Origin of the sequence: Kitasatospora sp. DSM 101779 (assembly GCF_025655475.1) — a bacterium.
Classification (GTDB): domain Bacteria; phylum Actinomycetota; class Actinomycetes; order Streptomycetales; family Streptomycetaceae; genus Kitasatospora.
In genome coordinates this window covers 5,781,325-5,803,095 of record NZ_JAHTIK010000001.1, presented here as the reverse complement: position 1 = coordinate 5,803,095, position 21,771 = coordinate 5,781,325, and the positions used below count along the sequence as shown (strand labels likewise).

17 protein-coding genes, 1 other RNA gene and 1 pseudogene are annotated in these 21,771 nt (G+C 70.7%); 13 read left to right on the top strand and 6 right to left on the bottom strand.

Going from position 1 to position 21,771, the window contains the following annotated elements; genetic code table 11:
• Positions 1–595 precede the first annotated feature (595 nt).
• The 11 genes from KSNIM_RS26415 to KSNIM_RS26365 all read left to right on the top strand — a co-directional run bounded on the left by KSNIM_RS26415 (position 596) and on the right by KSNIM_RS26365 (position 13,255).
• Positions 596–1,447 carry a metallophosphoesterase family protein gene (locus KSNIM_RS26415; RefSeq protein ID WP_263105617.1) on the top strand — a complete coding sequence of 284 codons (852 nt, stop codon included), beginning with the start codon at positions 596–598 and terminating at the stop codon, positions 1,445–1,447.
• Complete coding sequence (locus KSNIM_RS26410; protein ID WP_263105616.1) at positions 1,444–2,121, top strand: 4'-phosphopantetheinyl transferase; 678 nt, start codon at positions 1,444–1,446, stop codon at positions 2,119–2,121. The genes KSNIM_RS26415 and KSNIM_RS26410 overlap by 4 nt, the downstream gene beginning before the upstream one ends.
• A gap of 124 nt (positions 2,122–2,245) precedes the next feature.
• Positions 2,246–2,953: an SDR family NAD(P)-dependent oxidoreductase gene (locus tag KSNIM_RS26405; RefSeq protein WP_263105615.1), complete on the top strand. Its 708-nt coding sequence runs from the start codon at positions 2,246–2,248 to the stop codon at positions 2,951–2,953.
• A gap of 34 nt (positions 2,954–2,987) precedes the next feature.
• Entirely contained in the window at positions 2,988–4,556 is a 1,569-nt protein-coding gene (locus KSNIM_RS26400; RefSeq protein WP_263105614.1) for an ANL family adenylate-forming protein, read from the top strand.
• Positions 4,510–7,572, top strand: coding sequence for an amino acid adenylation domain-containing protein (locus KSNIM_RS26395; RefSeq protein WP_317634115.1), 3,063 nt, complete (start codon positions 4,510–4,512; stop codon positions 7,570–7,572). The genes KSNIM_RS26400 and KSNIM_RS26395 overlap by 47 nt, the downstream gene beginning before the upstream one ends.
• 4 nt (positions 7,573–7,576) lie before the next feature.
• Entirely contained in the window at positions 7,577–8,830 is a 1,254-nt protein-coding gene (locus KSNIM_RS26390; protein ID WP_263105613.1) for a cytochrome P450, read from the top strand.
• Positions 8,831–8,866: 36 nt separating this feature from the next.
• Positions 8,867–9,067: an MbtH family protein gene (locus KSNIM_RS26385; RefSeq protein WP_263105612.1), complete on the top strand. Its 201-nt coding sequence runs from the start codon at positions 8,867–8,869 to the stop codon at positions 9,065–9,067.
• Between the two features lie 115 nt (positions 9,068–9,182).
• Complete coding sequence (gene fabG / locus KSNIM_RS26380; protein WP_263105611.1) at positions 9,183–9,941, top strand: 3-oxoacyl-ACP reductase FabG; 759 nt, start codon at positions 9,183–9,185, stop codon at positions 9,939–9,941.
• 179 nt (positions 9,942–10,120) lie between these two features.
• Positions 10,121–10,813, top strand: a complete 693-nt coding sequence (locus tag KSNIM_RS26375) for a response regulator transcription factor (RefSeq protein ID WP_263105610.1) — start codon at positions 10,121–10,123, stop codon at positions 10,811–10,813.
• A 228-nt stretch (positions 10,814–11,041) separates the two neighbouring features.
• Positions 11,042–11,782: a 3-oxoacyl-ACP reductase FabG gene (gene fabG / locus KSNIM_RS26370; protein ID WP_263108118.1), complete on the top strand. Its 741-nt coding sequence runs from the start codon at positions 11,042–11,044 to the stop codon at positions 11,780–11,782.
• Between the two features lie 24 nt (positions 11,783–11,806).
• On the top strand, positions 11,807–13,255 hold the full coding sequence (locus tag KSNIM_RS26365) for an NDP-hexose 2,3-dehydratase family protein (protein ID WP_263105609.1): 1,449 nt from the start codon (positions 11,807–11,809) through the stop codon (positions 13,253–13,255).
• Positions 13,256–13,801: 546 nt separating this feature from the next.
• On the opposite strand, the gene rnpB is transcribed toward KSNIM_RS26365, so the two are convergent.
• The 3 genes from rnpB to KSNIM_RS26350 all read right to left on the bottom strand — a co-directional run bounded on the left by rnpB (position 13,802) and on the right by KSNIM_RS26350 (position 17,201).
• Positions 13,802–14,205, bottom strand: an RNA gene (gene rnpB / locus KSNIM_RS26360) — RNase P RNA component class A.
• Positions 14,206–14,218: 13 nt separating this feature from the next.
• A complete protein-coding gene (locus tag KSNIM_RS26355; RefSeq protein ID WP_263108117.1) occupies positions 14,219–15,649 on the bottom strand; it encodes a DHA2 family efflux MFS transporter permease subunit in 1,431 nt (476 codons plus the stop codon).
• A 103-nt stretch (positions 15,650–15,752) separates the two neighbouring features.
• Positions 15,753–17,201: an RNB domain-containing ribonuclease gene (locus KSNIM_RS26350; protein ID WP_263105608.1), complete on the bottom strand. Its 1,449-nt coding sequence runs from the start codon at positions 17,199–17,201 to the stop codon at positions 15,753–15,755.
• A 190-nt stretch (positions 17,202–17,391) separates the two neighbouring features.
• Between KSNIM_RS26350 and yaaA the strand changes: the two genes are divergently transcribed.
• The gene (gene yaaA, locus KSNIM_RS26345) at positions 17,392–18,192 is read left to right on the top strand and encodes a peroxide stress protein YaaA (protein WP_263105607.1); all 801 of its coding nucleotides are present in this window, start codon (positions 17,392–17,394) and stop codon (positions 18,190–18,192) included.
• Between the two features lie 163 nt (positions 18,193–18,355).
• Here yaaA and KSNIM_RS26340 read toward each other — a convergent pair whose 3' ends face one another.
• From KSNIM_RS26340 to KSNIM_RS26330, 3 genes are read right to left on the bottom strand one after another with little or no spacing between them, the layout of a single operon-like run.
• Positions 18,356–19,519 carry a bifunctional RNase H/acid phosphatase gene (locus KSNIM_RS26340; RefSeq protein ID WP_411543888.1) on the bottom strand — a complete coding sequence of 388 codons (1,164 nt, stop codon included), beginning with the start codon at positions 19,517–19,519 and terminating at the stop codon, positions 18,356–18,358.
• On the bottom strand, positions 19,516–20,259 hold the full coding sequence (locus KSNIM_RS26335) for a zinc ribbon domain-containing protein (RefSeq protein ID WP_263105605.1): 744 nt from the start codon (positions 20,257–20,259) through the stop codon (positions 19,516–19,518). Before KSNIM_RS26335 ends, KSNIM_RS26340 begins: the two co-directional genes overlap by 4 nt.
• Before the next feature lie 31 nt (positions 20,260–20,290).
• The gene (locus tag KSNIM_RS26330; RefSeq protein WP_263105604.1) at positions 20,291–21,127 is read right to left on the bottom strand and encodes a Nif3-like dinuclear metal center hexameric protein; all 837 of its coding nucleotides are present in this window, start codon (positions 21,125–21,127) and stop codon (positions 20,291–20,293) included.
• A gap of 450 nt (positions 21,128–21,577) precedes the next feature.
• Here KSNIM_RS26330 and KSNIM_RS26325 point away from each other — a divergent pair.
• Positions 21,578–21,771, top strand: a pseudogene (locus tag KSNIM_RS26325) (hypothetical protein); the annotation flags it as partial.

Sequence of the window (21,771 nt, the reverse complement as noted above, 5' to 3'; positions counted from 1 at the left end):
CACACTCCTGGTGGAGATCTCATGTCGTGACTGTGTTTCGGGGCCTTGTGGCTGTTCGCAATCCTCGCACGAAATCAAGTGCCGAATCCGGGCAATTCAACCTCCGTCCGGCCCGCAACCGGCTCCGGACCGACGCGATCACCCATGCGTCCGAGTGGCTCCAGCCCCGCCGGACCCGGATGACCAGCGACAACACTCCCCCCGACAGGTGTCGGCCCCCCTCCGGAGCCGTGGAACCGGCGTCAAGCCGACGCGGCAGCCGGATCCCCCGTGCCCCCATGACAGAAACACCGAACCACCCAAACTGAACAGTCCGCCGGCCAAACCAAACAGCCTGTCGAACCGGCGGCCCGTCATACAAGATCGAGACTAAGCCGACTTAGTGCGCTGCTAGAACTGAGCTGCTTGTTCGCCTGGTTACCGATCCCTATGATCGAACTCGTGCGATATCAGTGAGCGCGTCGAAGCGGACTGCGCCGGTGAGCCGACCTCGCTGGTCCGGCAGCGGGAATCGGTAATGCCCGCCGATATTCGCTGTTCCCGCGATGAATCGCATGTCCGGCGAAGCATTCAAAGGGGGGCAGGAGCAGTGAGGATGCAAGGCAGCCTGCTGGCGATCAGCGATCTTCACGTCCGCTACGAGGACAACAGGAGAATCGTCGAGACGCTGCGCCCCGAGTCGGATCACGACTGGCTGCTGGTCGCAGGGGATGTCGGTGACACGGTTGCGGACATCGAGTGGGCGCTGTCGCTGCTGGCCGACCGCTTCGAGAAGGTGGTCTGGGTCCCGGGCAACCACGAGCTGTGGACCCCGCCCGACGACCCGGTGCAGCTGCGCGGTGAGGCCCGGTACCGCTACCTCGTGGAGCTGTGCCGAAGGCTCGGCGTCATCACTCCCGAGGATCCGTACCCGCTCTGGGAGGGCACGGGCGGTCCAGCCGTGATCGCACCGCTCTTCGTCCTCTACGACTACAGCTTCAGGCCTGCCGGCGCCCGCGACGCACAGGAGGCACTCGCCCTCGCCGAGGACGCCGGGGTGATCTGCACCGACGAGTTCATGCTGCACCCCGACCCGTATCCGAGCCGGACCGCCTGGTGCCGTGCGCGCGTCGAGATCACCGAGGCGCGGCTGACCGCCGTGGACGAGACGCTGCCCACCGTCCTGGTCAACCACTTCCCCCTGGTGCGCCGGCCCACCAGGGTGCTTCGGCATCCGGAGTTCGCACTCTGGTGCGGCACCGAGGCCACTGCGGACTGGCACCGCAGATTCCGTTCGGCGGCGGTCGTCTACGGCCATCTGCACATCCCCTCCCTCATCCACGAGGACGGGGTGCCGCACCACGAGGTCTCGCTCGGCTACCCCCGGGAGTGGCAGCCGCGCCCTGCCGCACCGGGCCGGTTGGTCCGGATCCTCCCCGAGGCGGCGGCCGTGCGGAGTGGCGGATGATCGAGCAGCTGCTGGCGCCGCCGGTCGTGGCCGTCCAGGCCTTCACCGACCCGGTGGATCCGCCCGTGCTCTTCGCCGAGGAGCAGGCCCTGATCACCCGGGCGGTGGACAGCCGGCGACGCGAGTTCGGCACGGTACGGGCGTGTGCCCGCACAGCTCTGTCCGCACTCGGAGTCGCTCCCGTGCCGATCCTCCCCGGACCACGAGGCGCACCGGCCTGGCCCGACGGCGTCGTCGGCTCGATGACCCACTGCGCGGGCTACCGGGCCGCCGCGGTCGCGCGCGCCGCCGACCTGGTGACGATCGGCCTCGACGCCGAGCCCCACCGGCCGCTGCCCGGCAGCGAACTGGACGTCATCGCCCTTCCCGAGGAGCGGACCAGGCTGTCCGATCTGGCGGCCCGGAGACCCGGGACCTGCTGGGACCGGCTGCTGTTCAGCGCCAAGGAGAGCGTGTACAAGGCGTGGTTCCCGCTCACCAACCGGTGGCTGGACTTCGAGGAAGCCTCGATCACCTTCGATCCGGATGCCGGGACCTTCCGGGCCCGGTTGCTGGTACCGGGCCCGGTCGTCGCCGGGGTTCGAGTGCCCGGGTTCGACGGGCGCTGGCTGGTCCGGAACGGACTCGCCCTCACGGCGATCACCGTGGCCACCGGCGGCACAGCGGAGATTTAGCGAAAGCTTAGTCAGTGGGCGCTTGAGTTTCCCTCAATATTCGAAGAGGCTGCTTACAGGGTGCGCCGAACCTTTTTAAAGTCGTCGCATTATGGGCGGCGGTGAATTCAAGGAGGATCGGCACATGGCTCCTGTCGCGATTGTTGCCGACGGAAACCAGGAATCGAGTTCTGCCTTCGCGATGCGATTGGCAGAGCTCGGCTGGGACGTTGCGGTACTCTGCCGGGACAGCACCGCCGGTACGGAGACGGTCAATCGCGTACGGGGGACCGGACGACAGGCGCTGGCCGTCGAGACCGATGTGACCGATTCCGTTTCGGTCGATGCCGCCCTCGGCCGGGTGTGCGCCGAACTGGGTGAGCCGAATGTCCTGGTGAACACTGTCACCACCACCGTCCGCGGTCCGCTGAGCCGGATTTCCGACGATGACTGGCTCGCAGCGACCGGGCTCCCCCTTCGAGGACTCTTCGTCACCAGTCGGTCGGTGATCGATCCCATGATCAGGCAAGGCTGGGGACGCATCATCAACATCGCGGCCCTTCCCGCTTCCGTGGCGAGCGGGCCGCACCACCACGCAACCGTGCTGGCCGCCGTCGAAGGCTTCACCAGGACGATCGCGCTGGAGCTGCAGGCCTTCGGGATCACGGTGAACGCCATCGCGCCCGCGACTCCCGCAGCGGAGGTCCGAACCGGTGCCGGCCCACACGTCACCGACGCGGCCGGGCCGCGGTACGCGGCGCAGATCGCTGCGGCGGTGCCGTTCCTGGTCAGTGACGGGGCGTCATCGGTGACCGGTCAGGTCATCCACGTGGGCGACGAGGAAGCGGCCTGAACCTCGCCCCGTCAGCTGGATTGGAGAATGTGTTTTGCAAGGCAACGAGCATTATGTCCGCCAGATCCTGAGCGCCTTCCGAGCCAACCCTTCCGGCGTACCGCTCGTCCACCGCGACGTGCCCACGACGGCCGGCGACCTGGCCGACTCGGTCACGTCGGCGGCCGCGGTGATGCGCACGCACGGTGTCGGGGTGGGCAGCGTGGTCGGCATCCTGACCGACCCGAACACCCCGGCGACGCTGGTGTCGCGCTACGCCGCGAATCTGCTCGGCGCCACGGTGGTCCACCTTGCCGGTGTCAACGCCGTCGATCCCGCCGACCGGCTCTCGACGGACCGTCAGGGGAGCATCGTGGCAGAGGCAGCGCCCTCGATGATCACCGTTGACGACGCCAATCTCGGCCGCGCGCGGGCGGTTTGCGGCACGACGGCGATCCGCCCCGTGCTCGCCGGGTTCGGCGACCTGGGCAGCGACGTCGTCGACCTGACGGCCCTTCCCTCGGACGCCTTCCAGCTCGAGGCGGCGCGCAGCGGTGACATCGCCGTGGTCACCTACTCCAGCGGCTCGACCGGCCGGCCCAAGGGAGCGAGCTGGTCGTTCAGGGTGAAGAACGAGATGGTCACGGCGTCCGCCGTCCGGGCACAGAAGGCGACCAGCCTGATCACCGCGCCCCTGACCCACTCCAGCGGGTTCGCCGCCGACGATGTGATGGTTCCCGGCGGCACGGTCGTGCTGCTGCCCGGCTTCGACGCGGCAGAGGTCCTGCGGACGGTGGCCCTGCACCGGGTCAACCGACTCGTGCTGTCCGCTCCGCAGCTGTACGCGCTGGCCGACCATCCGGACACGGCGCGGACCGATCTGTCGAGCGTGCGCGACTTCTTCTACACCGGCCTGCCCGCCTCTCCCGAGCGACTGGCGGTGGCCGCGAAGGTCTTCGGGCCGGTGCTCATGCAGGTCTACGGCACGATCGAGACCAACATGATCAGCTGGCTCCTGCCGCACGAGCACGGAGACGACACCCTGCGCGCGACGGTGGGACGTCCGCTCGAATGGCTGCAGGTGACCATCCGGGATCCGCAGGACGGCCGGACGCTGCCGACCGGCGAGTCCGGCGAGGTGTGCGTCAACTCGCCCTGGTCGATGGACCATTACTGGAACGATCCTGAGCAGACCGCGCGCACCGTCCGGGACGGATGGATCCGCACGGGGGACATCGGGCATCTCGACGACGCGGGCTATCTCCACCTGCACGGCCGGATCGCGGATGTGATCAAGGCGAATGGGATCAAGGTCTTCCCGGCCGCGGTCGAGCGCGCGCTGCTGGCGCACCCCGCTGTCGCGGAGGCGGCGGTTTTCGGGGCCGAGAACGCCGACCGTCTTGAGCGCATCTGCGCCACGGTCGTCCTGCGTGAGGGCGCAGAGGTCGCTCCCGACGAACTGCGCAAGCACGTCGACGGCCTCCTCAGTGCCAACCATGCCCCGGCCGACATCGAGCTGCGGAAGAGCCTGCCGCTCATCGGCGTCGGGAAACCGGACAAATTGCGGCTCCGCGCGGATGCCTCGGCGCGTTTCGCGGCCGCCCACGGCGAAGAAGAGTCCTGAGATGACGGAGAACAACATGGCCATGGTTCCCGGCAGTGTGGTGTCGTCCCTCGACATCGAGGGCTCCGTCGACGAGGCCGCGCTCGCCGTCGCCGCTGCCGTGCTGGCGAAGCGTCACCCGGTCTCGGTCGCGGGTCTGTCCTGGCGCGCCGTCGACCTGAGCGAGTTCGACGCGGTACGCCGCCGGGCCGAGCTGGACCGGATCGAGTCGGAAGAGGGCGTGGCCCCCGGAGTCCCGCTCCGCCTGACGTTGGTACGGCTGGGAGCCACCACCCACCGGCTCCGTCTGACCAGTGATCGCGCGGTGCTCGATGCCCGATCCCATCGCATGCTCCTCGGCGAACTCCTCGACTGGTACGTCAAGCCCCTCGAGGTGGCCGACCTGGCCGTGCCGACGTCCACCGACGACTACGACGCATGGCTGGCCGAGCGGGACCGTGCCGCTGCCGAACGGACCTGGCGCGAGTGGCTCGCCGAAGCGGACGAACCCACCCTGGTGGCTCCGGCGGTCCCCGCCGGGAGGCCGTCGCCTCCGGAGCGAGTCGTCCGAGAACTCCCGGCCGGGGCCGGAGCCCGGGTGATCACCCGGGCGCGTGACCACCAGTTGTCGCTCACCGCGGTGGTCCAGGGTGCGTGGGGACTGCTGCTGGGCTGGCTGACCAACCGTCGCGAGGTCGTCTTCGGTGGCATCCACGCGGAGCCTTCGAGGTTTCCCGGCACCGAGTCGATGGTGGGTGGCTTCTGCGACGTCCTGCCGGTGGTGGTGCGGTGGTCCGCGGGCGAGCCGCTCGTCGAGGTGCTGTCCCGGGTGGAGCAGGAGCAGGCGCGCATCGCCGAACACGCGCCCCTCCGCGCGGCGGAGATCGATGCCCTCGCCGGCCGGCAGCGGCTCTTCGACACGGTCGCGGTGCTCGAGGACGGGGATCCCGACCCGGCCCGGTACCTCGGCGCCCTCCCTGAGCTGCGCATCGTCGCGGCGGAGCAGCACGAGGACTTCGGCGCCGCCGTCGCCCTCGTCGTCCGTCGCACCGATGACGGGCTGCGGCTGGTACTGGACTTCCGCCCGGATCTGTTCGCACGCGCCGAAGCCGAACGGGTGCTGGACGTCCTGTGCCGGATCTTCGAGGCGATCGCCGACGAGCCCGAACAGCCCGTCGGCCGGGTGCAGATGCTCGACGGCGACGAGCGCCACAGGATCCTGCTCGCCTCCGACAACACCGATCGGACCGTGCCTGCCGTCACCCTGGCGGACCTGGTGGAGCGCAGGGTCGGGCGCAGCCCGGGAAGCACCGTGCTGGTCTCCGGCGACGAGACCCTCTCGTACGACGAGCTGAACCGTCGTGCCAACAGGCTGGCGCGCTTCCTTGCCGACCGGGGTGCCGGACCGGAGCAGCTGGTGGCCCTGGCCCTTCCGCGCTCGATCGAGATGGTGGTCGCGATCCTGGCGGTGGCCAAGACGGGCGCGGGCTTCCTGCCGATCGACCCCGGCTACCCCGCTGATCGCGTCGCCTACATGGTGGCCGACGCCGGCCCCGTCCTGCTGTGCACCACCCGGGCGGCAGCGGTCGGGCTGCCGCAGGGGCCTCGGCACATCGTGCTGGACGATGCCGTCGTCGTGGCCGAGACCGACCGACTGTCCGACGAGAACCTCGGTGATCGCGACGGCGGGGGTCCGCCGTCGACCGCAGGACTCGCCTACGTGATCTACACCTCCGGATCCACCGGGAAGCCGAAGGGTGTCGCGGTCACCCACGCCGGTCTCGCCAACCTCGCGGCGGCCAAGGTCGAGCGGATGAACGTCGGTCCGGAGAGCAGGATCCTGCAGTTCGCGTCCCCGAGCTTCGACGCCTTCCTGACGGAACTCCTCGCCACCGTCGACGCCGGGGCCACGCTGGTCATCCCGCCTGCCGCCGTTCTGGTCGGCGACACCTTGTCGGACGTCCTCATCGGCCGACGGATCACCCACGCGGTCCTTCCGCCCGTGGCCGCGGCCAGCGTGTCCCCCGAGACCCTGCCGGAGCTGCGGTCCCTCGTGCTCGCCGGCGAAGCCGCCTCCGCCGACCTCATCGGGCGCTGGGCGACCGGCCGTCGAGTGATCAATGCCTACGGCCCGACCGAGGCGACCGTGTGTGCCACGATGAGCGAGCCGCTGTCGGCCGCCGCGACGCCGCCGATCGGCGGGCCCATCGCCGGCGCAGCGTGCTACGTGCTCGACCAGGCGCTGCGCCCGGTGCCTTCGGGTGTGCCCGGCGAGCTCTACGTCGCCGGTGCCGGACTCGCGCGCGGCTACCTCGGGCGACCGGCACTGACCGCTGAGCGTTTTGTCGCCAACCCGTTCGCCGCGGACGGCTCCCGCATGTACCGGACGGGTGACGTGGTCTCCTGGCGGCCGGACGGGGCCCTCGACTTCCTCGGCCGCGCTGACGAGCAGGTGAAACTGCGCGGGTTCCGGATCGAACTCGGGGAGGTGGAGGCCGCCCTCGCCGCGCACCCCGCAGTCGACCGGGCCGTCGCTGTGATCCGTGAGGACCGGGCCGGCGCACGGCAGATCGTGGCCTATCTGATCCCCGCCGGTGCCGCGCCGACCACGGCGGAGCTTCGCCGGCACGCCGGACGTTTCCTGCCCGACTTCATGGTTCCGGGCGCCTACGTCCTGATCGACTCGCTTCCGCTGACCCCGAGCGGCAAGCTCGACCGTCGGGCACTGCCGGCGCCGGCCGTCGAGCCCGGATCGACCGGGCGGGCTCCCGCCTCCCCGCAGGAGAAGGCGCTGAGCGAGATCTTCGGCGAGGTGCTCGGTGTGCCCCCGGTGGATGTCGACAGGAACTTCTTCGAGCTCGGCGGCACCAGCATGGTGGCCATCGCCGTGATCCAGAAGGCCCGGAAGGCCGGTCTGGCGATCTCGCCGAAGGACCTCGTCATGAACCCGACCGTCGAAGCGCTTGCCGCGGTGGCGGTCAGTGTCGACCGGGCACCGGCACGCGCGGCAGCTCCGACGGACGGAAACGGAAGGTAAGACGATGACCGCACAACCGGTAGTCCCGCCGCACGAGCTCGAGAACATCGATCTGGCAGACCCCAGGCTGCACGCGGAGAACGATCTCAGTGAGGTGTGGCGCCACCTGAGGGAGGAGCGTCCGTTCTACTGGCAGCCCCCGCGTGGTTCGCAGCCCGGCTTCTGGGTGGTCACGCGCCACGCCGACGCCACCGCCGTGTACAAGGACCGGGAGAACTTCACCGCCGAGCAGGGCAACGTCCTGCCGATGCTGGTCACCGGCGGCGACTCTGCCGCCCGTACGATGCTGGCGGTGACCGACGGCGTCCGGCACACGCAGATGCGCGCCATCCTGACGAGGGCGTTCTCGCCGCGGATGCTGATGAAGATCAAGGACACCCTGACGAGGACGGTCGACCGGCTCCTGGCCGATGCGGCGGCCGGCGGGAACTGCGACTTCGCGACCGACGTGTCGGGCAACGTCCCGCTCGCGGCGATCTGCGACCTGCTCGCCGTTCCGGAAGCGGACCGCAGGTACCTGCTCAACCTGACCGGCCACGTGCTGAGTTCGGACTACGCCGACGCTCCGGCCGAGGAGGGCGCGGTGGCCAAGAACGAGATCCTCCTGTACTTCGCCGACTTGGCGGAAACTCGCCGGGGCAGCGACGAGACGGACGTGGTGAGCCTGCTGGCCAACAGCACGATCGATGGCCGGCCGCTCAACGCTGCCGAACTCATGGCCAACTGCTACGGGCTGATCATCGGAGGTGACGAGACCGGCCGCCATGCGATCACCGGCGGACTGCTCGCACTGATGGAGCACCGGGACCAGTGGCAGGCGCTCAAGCGGGGAGAGGCGGATCTGAAGACCGCCACGGAAGAGGTCTTGCGGTGGACGGTGCCGCCTCTGCACGGCGGCCGCTACGCCACCGCGGACACCGTGGTGAACGGCGATCAGCTCATCAAGGCCGGCGAGATCGTCAGTGTCTGGTTCGCCTCCGCCAACCGGGACGAGCGAACCTTTCCCGACCCGGACAGGTTCGATCTGAACCGCACCCCCAACAAGCACCTGACCTTCGCCACCGGCTCGCACTACTGCCTCGGTCACTTCCTCGCTCGCATGGAGGTCGAGGCGGTACTGGACGGACTGCGCCGCACCATCTCCGATTTCGAACAGACGGCGCCCGAAAAGTGGATCTACTCGAGCGTCCTGCAGGGGATGAGTTCGTTGCCGGTCTCCCTCAAGGCCGATGACGGCCACACGCCGCAGCCGGTCTGACGGTCGCTCAACAACACCCGTGGAAAGGTACAGGCCATGGCCAACCCGTTCGACGATGAACACGGCGCCTATCTGGTGCTGCGGAACGAAGAGGAGCAGTACTCGCTGTGGCCCGAGTTCGTGGACGTTCCGACCGGGTGGCGGATCGTACTGGGGCCGGACAATCGCTCGGCATGCCTCGCGCACATCGAATCCGCATGGACCGATCTGCGCCCGAAGAGTCTGCTCCGCCCGTAGGAAGGCCACCGGTCCGGGCAGCGTCCGGATCCAGCCGGCGTCCGGCGGGATCACGGCTCGATCCGCACCTGCAGGACCGACAACCGCCGACAGCCACGCAGAGGAAGGAGCGCACATGGGCCTCGCCGCCGACACTGTCGCCGTCGTCACCGGAGCAGGACGGGGCATCGGCGCGGCCACGGCCGAGCGCCTCGCCCTGGAGGGTGCCGCCGTCGCCGTCGTCGAACGGATCGAGGCGGACACCGCCGCCACCGTCTCGTCGATCCGCGCGGCCGGCGGCCGGTGCGTCGGCATCGGTTGCGACGTCGAGGACACCGGCCAGGTGGAGGCCGCGATCGACCGCACGGTCGAGGAGTTCGGCCGCCTGGACGTCCTGGTCAACAACGCCGGGGTCACCCGGGACAACCTGTTCTTCATGATGAGCGACGAGGACTGGGACACCGTCATCGACGTGCATCTGCACGGCGCCCTCCGGACGGCCCGCGCAGCGCTGCGGCACATGGTGCGACAGGGCTCGGGGCGGATCGTCAACCTGAGTTCCGTCGCGGCACGGGGCAACCCGGGTCAGGCCAACTATGCGACCGCCAAGGCCGCCGTGCAGGGACTCACCCGCACCCTGGCGGTCGAGCTCGGTCCGTACGGGATCACGGTCAACGCGGTGGCCCCCGGGTTCATCGCCACCGCGATGACCGACGACACGGCCCGCCGGCTGGGCACCGACCCGGTGCGGTTGCGGGAGCAGGTGGCATCGAGGGTGCCCCTGCGCAGGGTCGGTTCGCCGTCCGACATCGCCGGCGTGGTGGCGTTCCTGGCCGGTGCGGACGCGGCGTACCTGACGGGCCAGACCATCTACGTGGACGGAGGACCGCAGTAGCGCCGGTTGGGCGATTATCGGCCATACCTGATGTTCGTTCAAGATCAAATGATGTTGACACCCAAAAGATCCGCTGTAAACTGGGCAAAACTGGTGCTTCTGGCCGATTGACGACGGAGCGTTCGGTCGTTATAGGACGGAGCAGCGGCGCAACCAGAAAGCGGGGGATAATGACGCAGGTGCTGATTGTTGCCGATGATCTTGATTTCGCCGAGGAGCTGGCGGAGGGGCTGGGGAGCAAGGGGTTCCAGGTTCAACAAGAAAGCGACATCCGTCCGGCACTTGAAAAGAGCAGGAACGTCGATGCAGTGCTGCTCGACCTCACCCTCTCGGATGTCGACGGGTTTGAGGCGTGCCGGGCCCTTCGGGCCACTTCTCATGTGCCAGTCATTGTCATGGGCCTGCAGGACGACGAGTTCGACCAGGTGCTGAGCTTCAAGCTGGGAGCCGACGACTACGTCGTGCGGCCCTGCAGCCTGCGCAAGTTGGCTGCCCGGATAGAGGCGGTCAACCGACGCGCCCGAAATTCCTGGGGGCTCCCGGCCGAGCCGGAGGACGAGATCCACGAGTTCGGCCCGATCCGCATCGACATGAACCGCCGGATGGTGCTGAGAAGCGGCCGCGAGGTCATGCTGACGCGTAAGGAATTCGACGTCCTGGCGCTGTTGGCGACGAATCCGGGCCGGGTGTGCACGCGCGAGCAGATCATGAGCGAGGTCTGGGGGCACGACGGCGCCGGAGACACACGGACGCTGGGTGTCCACATGACGGGACTTCGCAAGAAGCTGGGGATGCCGATGCTCATCGAAACTGTGCGCGGGGTCGGTTTCCGACTGGCCGTCCACAGGGCGTCGGAGGGCGAGGCGGCCTGAGCCGGTCCGCCCACGCGCGGTTGCCGCGCCCGAACGGTGAATGAATCTCCTGACACGACAGCTGATGACAATGGCGCCATCAGCTGTTCAGGCGATGACCGCCCGCCATAACCTAGTAAAAAATTAGAGAACCGCTGCTTGTGCTCTGCGGCAACTCCTACGAGGCTGTTTTCGTAATGTCCAGTGGGATGAGTCCCGACTGGGTCGACGACAGCGGGGAGCTGCATGATGAGCCACAGCGTTCGGCGTATCGCCCTGGTGACGGGAGGATCGCGCGGAATTGGCCGGGCCGTGGTACTGCGATTGGTCAACGATGGGTTCGATGTGGCGTTCTGCTATCAGCGCGGGTCGGAGGCCGCCAGCGACCTGGAAAAAGTCGCGGCTGAACTCGGCGGGCGGGTTTCGCACCGCCAGGTAAATGTAGCAGATGCGGCACAGGTACGGGAATGGGTACTCGACGTCGAGAACTCCCTCGGGCCGATCGACGTGGTGGTGACTTCCGCCGGAATCGTGCGCGACGGGCCGCTGGTGATGATGCCGGACAAGGACTGGCAGGACGTCATCGATGTCAATCTCAACGGCACATACAACGTCTGCCGGGCCGCGGTATTCGGAATGCTGAAGCGGAAGTCCGGATGCATTGTCAATATCTCTTCGGTGGCAGGCGTGCACGGAAACTCGACCCAGGCGAACTACTCCGCGTCGAAGGCCGGAATCATTGGATTCACGAAGGCCCTCTCGAAGGAGGTCGGCCGGTACATGGTCCGCGTGAATGCGGTGGCTCCCGGCTACATCGAGACCGACATGGTGGCCGGGATCTCCGACAAATTGCGGAGCAAGGCCGTGGCCGGCGTCTCACTGGGCCGGATGGGCCAGCCCGATGAGGTGGCCGACGCGGTCTCGTACCTGGTGACGGCCGACTACGTCACCGGCTCGGTGCTGCAGATCGACGGCGGCCTTTCCATCTGACGTCCTTACACGAGGAGTACAGGTATGAGCCCCACCAAGACCCTGCGCACGGAGCGCTCCGCCAGGGAGTCCGCGGACACTGGCCGCCGTTTCACGAGGTCGGCGTCCCTGCTGGATTCCACGGTGACCTCGAACGACGTCTTCCACCGCTGGTTCGCCGAGCAGCGGGTTCGCAACCGGTTCGAAGTCAACCGCATACCGTTCAAGGAGCTGCGCGGCTGGCAGTTCCACCCGGACACCGGGAACCTGGGCCACACCAGCGGCCGGTTCTTCACCGTCGAGGGGCTCCGTGTCGAGACGAACTGGGGACATCACCCCTCGTGGGCGCAGCCGATCATCAATCAGCCGGAGATCGGCATCCTCGGAATCGTCGTCAAGGAGTTCGACGGTGTGCTGCACTGCCTGATGCAGGCGAAGATGGAACCCGGGAATCTCAACACCATCCAGCTCTCGCCGACGGTCCAGGCCACGCGCAGCAATTTCACCGGTGTGCACGGCGGACGCGGGATCACCTTCATCGAGTACTTCAGGGACCCGGAACGCGGTCGAGTACTCGTCGACTCGCTGCAGTCCGAGCAGGCCTCCTGGTTCCTGCGCAAGCGCAACCGGAACATGATCGTCGAGGTCACCGAGGAGGTTCCCCCGCACGAGGACTTCGTCTGGCTGAGTCTCGGTCAGATCCACCAACTGCTCTCCCGGGACAACATCGTCAACATGGACGCCCGGACCGTGCTGTCCTGCATCCCGTTCGATGCACCCAACGGTCCCGCCCGATGGGGCTCGGCCGGCCCGTTTCGGGAGGGCCTGGTGCGGTCGATGTCGGCCGACCAGGGCTCCCTGCACAGCGCGGGCGAGATCCTGAGCTGGCTGACCGACCTCAAGACCCGGCACTCGCTCGTCCAGCGCAGCGTGCCTCTTCAGGAGGTCGAACACTGGCATGTGTCCGCCGACGTGATCGGCCATGAGACGGGCAAGTACTTCACCATCATCGCGGCCGATGTCCAGGCCCCCAATCGGGAGGTCTCCAGCTGGACCCAGCCACTCCTGGCGCCCGTCGAGTGCGGCCGGGTCGCGATGATCGTCCGTCGGATCGACGGCGTACTGCACCTCCTGCTCCGAGCCCGGCTGGAAGCGGGAGTGCTCAACGTCGCAGAACTCGGCCCGACGGTGCAGTGCCTGCCGGGCAACTTCCGCGGCCTCCCGGAGGAGCAACGCCCGCCCTACCTCGACCTGGTGTTGGGGGCCGAGCCGGAACAGCTCCGGTACGACGTGGTGCAGTCGGAGGAGGGGGGTCGCTTCTACCACGCAGAGAACCGCTATCAGATCATCGAGGTCGGAGAGGAGTTCGAACTCGAGGAACTCCCGGGATTCCGATGGATGACAGCGAATCAGATGACCCTGCTGCTGGCACACAGCAACTACCTGAACATCCAGGCCCGCAGCCTACTGGCCGGCCTGCACACCATCTGGTGACCGGTGACCGCTCCGGCCGAGGGCGCCCACCGGCTCCGGTCGAGTCACCGGGTCCGTACGGCACAGGTGCATCCCCGATGCGGCGCCGGTCAACCGACGGAGAGTCGGCCGTCGAAGGCGATGCACGAAGACCTGGGGCGCCGGGTTCCGGAGCACGATCCAGCCTCGTTCGGGAGGCCCCGCAGGCACGGACGACCACCCCGACGTTCCGTTCACGCTCTCGACGGCGCCGGTCGTGCAGAGGGTGCGCCGGCCCGGTGGCCACCTGGCGGAACGGCACGGCCCCGGCCCGGCCGGCTTCCCGCTCGGGGATCGTTCTGCTGCCCGACCCGGCAAGCCCCTGGTACGGCGGATGGAGCCGGCCTGTACCGCCAGACAGGGGCCACCTCCGGGAGCCCTCTCACCGCCACACGATCGCCACAGGGCAGCCGGAAACAGGCCGGGAAAGGCTCGATCAGGCAGGAGTACGAACGTCCTCCAGCGGACATGCAAAAGGCCCTCTGACCTGCATATTCGCAGGTCAGAGGGCCTTCCTCGGCTAGGCAGCGGACGAGTCGGCCTGTACGCCGGGTTCTGTCTCCCGGGTTGCTTGCGCGGCCCGGGGAGGCGGCCATCCATCTAGGGCTGCCGTTGCCGACAGCCTCGTGCGGTCCACCCGCGGACTCGGGCGAGCAGCCCTCGGACATCCGCGCACGGCACCCCGAGGGGCACCGATCTTGACCTTGCTCCAGGTGGGGTTTACCGAGCCGGCCGAGTCACCTCGGTCGCTGGTGGTCTCTTACACCACCGTTTCACCCTTACCCTCCGCCGAAGCGGTGGGCGGTCTGTTTTCTGTGGCACTGTCCCGCGGGTCACCCCGGGTGGGCGTTACCCACCACCCTGCTCTGTGGAGCCCGGACGTTCCTCGGCGAGCCCCGTGAGGGACCCGTCGCGACCGCCCGGCCGGCTCGTCCGCCGTAGTGGTCATCGTAGCCGCTCGGGGGCCCCGCCCGGCACACCGGCCCGGCCCGGGTCGAGCCGGGCGGCGACCCGTGCGGCGCTCGCCGCGGCCCGCGGGGTGGTGGTCACCAGACCCAGTCCGATCACGGCGAGGCCGAGCGCGGTGACGATCCACCAGCCGGCGTGGCTGGCCTCCGCGAATCCGGTGGCGACCGGGCCGACCAGCGCCGAGGTGACCACCGTGCCGATCACCGCCACGCCGAGCGACTGGCCGACCGAGCGGCTGGTCGAGGCGACCGCGGCGGCCACCCCCGCCTGGGCGAGCGGCATGCCGGAGACCGCCGAGTTGGTGATCGGCGCGTTCACCAGCCCGAAGCCGAGCCCGAACAACGCGTAGGCGCCGAGCACCAGCGCCGGCGGCGAGTCCGCGGCGACCCTGGTCAGCAGCAGTCCGCTGGCGGCCAGCGCCGCGCCCGCGCAGACCAGCGGCATCCGCGGCCCGGACCGCCCGACGATCCGCCCGGACACCGGCGCGAAGACCAGCATCATCACGGCCATCGGCAGCGTGAACAGCCCGGCCTGCACCGGGTCGTACCCGCGCACCTCCTGCAGGTACAGCGCATTGAGGAAGAGGAAGCCGCCGAGCGAGGCGAAGGCGCAGACCGCGGTGACGGTGGCGCCGCTGAACGGCACACTGGCGAAGAACCGCGGGTCGATCAGCGGCTCGCGCACCCGTGACTCCCACATCGGCAGCAGCACGAGCGCGCCCAGCGCCACCCCGGCCAGCGTGAGGATCAGCGGGGACGTCCAGCCGTGGCCCGGTCCCTCGATGATCGCGGCGGTGCCGCAGCCGAGCAGCAGCAGCATCAGCACCTGCCCGACCGGGTCGAGCCGGCGCGGCCGCGGCGAACGCGACTCCGGTACATACCGGACGGTCAGTGCGAAGGCGGCGAGGCCGATCGGCACGTTGACCAGGAAGATCGCCGGCCATCCGGCGCTGTCCACCAGGAAGCCGCCGATCAGCGGGCCGAGCGCCATGGAGATGCCGACCACACCGCCCCAGACACCGATCGCCTGGGCCCGTTCGCGCGGGTGGGTGAAGGTGTTGGTGATGATCGACATCGCCACCGGGTTGAGCATCGAGCCGCCGACCGCCTGCAGGCTGCGGAAGGCGATCAGCCAGCCCAGGCCCGGCGCGAGGCTGCACAGCAGGGAGCCGAGGACGAAGACCAGCAGGCCGATCAGGAAGATCCGCCGCCGGCCGACCCGGTCGGCCACCGAGCCGGAGAGCATCAGCAGCGCGGCGAGCACCAGGGTGTAGGCGTCGATCACCCACTGCAGGCCGGAGGCGGGTGCACCGAGGTCGTGCTGGACGGCCGGCAGCGCGACGTTCACCACGGTGGTGTCGAGGCTGACGATGAACAGACTGAGGCAGCAGACCGCCAGGACGAGCAGGCGGCGGCGCCGGTCGCCCGCGGGGGCGGGCGGACGGACGGCGGGGTCGTCCCGGCCGGGGCCGGGCGACGGCGGGACGGGTCGGCTCAGGGACACGGGCGGCTCACACGGGTGCGAAGCGGACGGTTCGGGTGGCGGGGTCGGCACTGGTGAGGCGGACGCGGATGCGTTCGCCGAGCGGCAGCCCGGGCCCCTCGCCGTCGCACGTGGCGACGACGGCGGGATCGGCGAGCTGAACGGTTCCCCGGGCGGGCCGCCGCTCGTCGACGTCGATCACCACGGCGTCGAAGTCCTCGCCCTCGCGGCCGCGCAGCACCTCGGCCTCGATCAGGTCGACGCAGGCCCGCTCGACCTCGTGCGCCCGCCGGTCACCGCGCGCCATGTCCCCGGGCACGTCGAGCAGCTCGTCGCGGACCCAGCCGGGCACGTCGGTGCCACCGGCCACCGCCAGGCAGATCTCCTGCGCGTACCGGTCGGCGAGGCGGCGCAGCGGCGCGGTGCAGTGCGCGTACGGCGCGGCGAGCGCGGCGTGGCCCGGGTCGGCGGGCGGCGGCACTCCCCTGGCGGCGTCGAAGGCGTGGTAGCCGGCGCCGCGCAGCAGGCCGGTGCACTCCTCCAGGAAGGCGGCGTTGCGGGTGTCGGTGGGGTCGAGCGAGCGGATCAGCTCGGGGTAGGGGGTGGACCCGGGCCAGTCCACGCCGAGTGCGCGGGCGACCCGGCGCAGCCGGGCGTAGGCGGCCTCGGGGGCGGCGGGCAGGGTGCGGAGCAGGCCGATGCCCGCGTCCAGCATGAGGTCGGCGGCGGCCATGCCGGTGAGCAGGGAGATCTGCGCGTTCCAGGCGTCGGCGGGACACGGGGTGCGGTAGGCGAGCCGGTAGCCGCCGTCGGCCGGCTCGACCTCCTGCTCCGGGACGGGCAGGCTGATGCCGCCGCGGGCGGCCTCCTGCTGTTCGCGCAGCCGTCCGACCTCGGCGAGCAGCCGGAGCTGCTCGTCGGCCGTGCCCGCGTTGAGCGCCTCCTGGACGCCGGCGTAGTCGAGTCTGCGGCGGGAGCGGACCTGGGCGCGGCGGACGTCGGCGAGCACCACGGCGCCGTCCGCGTCGAGGTCGATCTGCCAGAGCAGGGCGGGGCGCAGCCGGCCCGGCAGCAGACTGGCCGCGTCCTCGGAGATCCGGGGCGGGTGCAGCGGCACCCGCACGTCCGGGAAGTACAGGGTCTGCACCCGGCGGCGGGACTCCGCCTCCACCGCCCCGCCCGGCACGACGAACGCGCTGACGTCGGCGATCGCGTAGTGCACGCGGTAGCCGCCGTCACGGCGGGCCAGGTGCATCGCCTGGTCGAGGTCGCGGGAGTCCGGCGGGTCGAGGGTGAAGAGTTCCACGTCGGTCGCGTCGGCGTCCGGCAGCCGGGGCACGGCGGCCGCGCGGTCCGCCTCGGCGAGCACCTCGGCGGGCCAGTCGGTGCGGATCTCCAGCCGGCTGCGCAGCTCGGCGAGCTCGGTGTTGATCCGGGCGGTGTCGGCGGTGCGGACACTCAGTTGTCGACGTGGCATGACCGCAGCGTAAGGGGGCGGGCAGCGGCGGGCCCGTCGGGCGCGTCCCGTCCGGTGGTCAGGGGCGGTGAGTCCGCGCGGCAGGGAGTTGACGGGCGGCGGGAACAGCGGGTGGACGGCTGCGGGGCGGGCCGCCGGTCGCCAGTACAGTGGCGGGGACGTCCGCCACAAAGTGTTGAGGAGTGCCGCCGTGCTGGTCCTGTTGCCGCCCTCGGAGGGGAAGGCCGCGTCGGCGGAGGGCGCCCCGGTCGACCTGGACGCGCTGTCCCTGCCCGGGCTGACCGCGGCACGGCGGGCCGTGCTCGACGCGCTGGTCGGACTCTGCCGCGGCGACGAGGACACCGCGGCCCAGGTGCTCGGCCTGTCCCAGGGGCTGCGGGGCGAGATCGCGCGCAACGCCGGGCTGCCCACGGCCGGGGCCCTGCCGGCCGGCGAGGTGTACACCGGCGTGCTCTTCGACAACCTGGGCCTCGCCAAGCTCGACCAGGAGGCGTTCGAGCGGGCGGAGCGCACGCTGCTGGTTTTCTCCGGGCTGTGGGGCGCCGTACGGATCGGCGACCGGATTCCGCCCTACCGCTGCTCGATGGGGGTGAAGCTGCCGCCGCTCGGAGCACTCGGGGCGCACTGGCGGGCCGCCACCGCGGAGGTCCTGCCGGAGGCTGCGGGTGAGGGTCTGGTGCTCGACCTGCGGAGTTCCGCGTACGCGGCGGCGTGGAAGCCGGCCGGGGAGGTCGCGGGGCGGACGGCGACCGTACGGGTGTTGCACGAGCGCGAGGTCGGCGGCGAGCTCAAGCGCTCGGTGGTCAGCCACTTCAACAAGGCCACCAAGGGCCGCCTCGTCCGGGACCTGCTGAACGCGGGCGACGACCCGGCCACCCCCGGCGAACTCGTCGACGCCCTCACCGCCCTGGGCCACCGCGTCGAGGTCCCCGCCCGCGGCACCGCCCGCCGCCCCTGGCAGCTCGACGTCGTCGTCAACGAGATCCACTAGGCGAAGCGGCCGTCCGGGGGCGGGACTGCGCAATCGGGGCAGGGCCGGACCTGCGAAGTACGCCGGCCCCGGCTTGCGCAGTTCCGCCCCCGGCGCCCTGACTGCCCTCGCCGGACCTGCAGAGTCGGCCAGCGCCCCTGACGTGCTGCCCCCTGACCCGCTCCTACCGCAGGTGGCCGGTGTCGTTGAGGAGGCGCAGGGAGGCGTTGCCGTCGGCGTAGTACTGGACGGCGCAGAGGGAGGCTGCGGAGAGCTCCATCCGGTAGACCGCGTCGGGCGGGGCGCCGAGGGCGAGGCGGACGAGGGTCTTGATCGGGCTGACGTGGGAGACGACGAGGACCGTCCGGCCGGGGTGGCGGGCGATGATCTTGTCGCGGGCGACGCCCGTCCGGTGGGCGAGGGAGGCGAAGCTCTCGCTGCTGCCGGTGGGCTTGGCCTTGCTGGAGGCGAGCCAGGCGTTCAGGTCGTCGGGGTACTGCTGCTGGACCTCGCCGAAGGTGAGACCCTCCCAGGCGCCGAAGTCGAGCTCCCGCAGGCCGTCCTCGATCCGGACCTCCAGGCCGAGCCGCCGGGCGACCGCCTCCGCGGTCTCGCGGGTGCGCCGCATCGGGGAGCTGACGACCGCCTGGACGGTGCCGCGGGCGGCGAGCGCCTCGGCGACCCGGTCGGCCTGCCAGCGGCCCTTCTCGGAGAGCTCGGGATCGGTTCCGCCGCTGCCGGAGAAGCGCTTCTGCGGGGTGAGGGCGGTCTCGCCGTGCCGGAGCAGGACGAAGGTGGTGGGGGTGCCGAGGTCGGCGGGCGCGGCCCAGCCGGCCCGGGGGGCGGCGGGTTCGGGCAGCGGCTCCTCCAGCGGGGCGGCCGGGACTGCGGAGGCCGCGGCGGCCCGCGGTTCCCACTGCCGGCCGGCCCGGCCGGCGTCCATGGCCTCGTTGGCGAGCCGGTCGGCGTCCTTGTTCCGCTCGCGCGGGATCCAGGTGTAGGCGACGCGGCCGCGCGGGAAGACGGTGCGGGCCTCGGCGGCCAGCGGCTGCATGTCGGGGTGCTTGATCTTCCAGCGGCCGGACATCTGCTCGACGACGAGCTTGGAGTCCATCCGGACGTCGACGGAGGCGTCCGGGTCGAGGCCGTGGGCGGCCCGCAGGCCGGCGATCAGGCCGCGGTACTCGGCCACGTTGTTGGTGGCGTGGCCGATGAACTCCGCGGCCTCGGCGATGATCGCCCCGGTGTCGGCGTCGCGGACGACGGCGCCGTAGCCGGCCGGCCCCGGGTTGCCCCGGGAGCCGCCGTCGGCCTCGACGATGAACCTGCGGGGGGACACGCCGATCAGACGCCCGACTCGGCGGTGCGCACCAGGATGCGGCCGCAGTTCTCGCAGCGGACGACCGCGTCGGCCGGCTCCGCCTTGATGGCGTTGAGGTCGGTGATGGCGAACTCGACCCGGCAGCCCTCGCAGCGGCGCTGCTGGAGGCGGGCCGCGCCGACGCCGCCCTGCTGCTCGCGCAGGCGGGTGTAGAGCTTGAGCAGGTCGGCGGGGATGACCTTGGCGACGGTCTCACGGTCGCGGGTGGTCTTCTCGACCTCGGCGTCGATCTCGCCCCAGGCGGCGTCACGGTGCTCCTCGGCCTCCTTGAGGACGACCTCGGAGTGCTGCAGACGGGCCGTCAGCTCGGTGACCCGGCTCTGGGCGGACTCCAGGCGCTCCATGACCTCCAGGACGACGTCCTCCAGGTCGGACTGGCGCTTGGCGAGCGAGCCGATCTCGTGCTGGAGGTTCTCCAGGTCCTTCGGGGAGGTGACGGTGCCGGAGTCCATCCGCTGCTGGTTGCGGGCGGCGCGGGCGCGGACCTGCTCGACGTCCTGCTCGGCCTTGGTCTGCTCGCGGATGGTGTCGGAGAGCTGGGCCTGGGCGGCGACGACCAGGTCCTTGAGTGCGGTGTGGTCGGCGCCGGCCTTCTCGATCTCGGCGAGCTCGGGCAGGGTGCGGCGCCGGTGGGCCAGCTGGTCCAGGCGGGAGTCGATGGCCTGCAGGTCGAGCAGGCGGATCTGGTCGGCGGGCGCGGCGTTCAAGCGGGAAGCTCCTGTGTGAATCGATCAGGTGTCAGGCGGTGTACGGCATGGGGGCGTGCCCCGTCCACGGGTCGGTGACCAGGTCGGAGACCTTCGTCTCCAGCTGCCAGCCGTGCTTGCCGGCCGCCTCGGTCAGGGACCGGGCGGCGAGGTTGAGCCAGGGCCATTCGGTGGCCCAGTGGGCGGCGTCGACGAGGGCGATCGGGGCGGCCTCGGACGCCTCGGAGGCGGGGTGGTGGCGCAGGTCGGCGGTGACGTAGGCGTCGACGTCCGCGGCGCGGACCTCGGCGAAGAAGCTGTCGCCGGAGCCGCCGCAGACGGCGACCCGGGAGATCGTCCGCTCCGGGTCGCCCGAGACGCGGACGCCGGTGGCGGTGGCGGGCAGCCCGGCGGCGACCTGCGCGGCGAAGGCGGCGAGGGTCATCGGCTCGGGCAGCACGCCGATCCGGCCGCCGCCGCGGCGGCCGGCCGGGTCGGTGGGGTCGGGGACGAGCGGGCCGGTGACGCGCAGGCCGACCGCCTCGGCGAGGGCGTCGGAGACGCCGGGGTCGGCGTGGTCGGCGTTGGTGTGCGCGACGTGCAGCGCGATGCCCTGCCGGATCAGGGTGTGCACGACCCGGCCCTTGAAGGTGGTGGCGGCGACGCTGGTGGTGCCGCGCAGGTAGAGGGGGTGGTGGGTGACGACCAGGTCGGCGCCCCACGCGGCGGCCTCGTCGACCACCGCCTGCACCGGGTCCACCGCGAACAGCACGCGCCGGACCTCGGCCTCCGGGTCGCCGCAGACCAGCCCGACGGCGTCCCAGGACTCCGCCCACTGCGGCGGGTACAGCTCTTCGAGCGAGGCGATCACGTCGGACAGTTTCGGCACCTGTCGAGACTACCGCGCCCGGCGGGCGCCCCGGTCCGCGCCATTCGGCAGCGGCCCGCACAGCTGCGCGTCAATCCGCGCGCGGCGGCACGCGATCGGCCCTGCGGCCGGTCCGCGGCGCACGTCGTCCGGGGTGCGCTCCGGAGCGCCGGGCCCGGTCCGGTCGCACTCCGGCGCCCGCGCACGACCGGAATCGGATCCGGATCACCCTTATGAGTGAAGTGACCCGGGCTGCGTTGAGTCACACCGACCACGAAAGTAACTTCAGTTCCGCGAACGAGAGTTGCCCTGACCTGGGGGGTCGGGAAGGGCGCCGGACTCCGGCCCGGGCCGGGCGAGTGGCCCGCGGACGGTCCGGCAACCGGGCGGCTCTCGTCACTTCCAGGACGACCGGGCCGCGGTGCAGGAGCAGTGGGCACCCGCGGCGTCGACACGAAGGGGTGTGAAGCGATGGGGGCGGGCACACCGCTGCGTTCGGCCTCGGTGGCGGGGTCGGTCGGTGGCGGGCCGGATGCGGACGGCACGGCACTGGAGGTCGTGCGGACGGCCGAGGCCGGTGCGCGGGGGCAGGGAGGCGAGGGCGGCCGGGCGGCCGCCCTCGAGGTCCCCCGGCGCACCGGCCGGCCGTCCGCGCCGGCGGATCG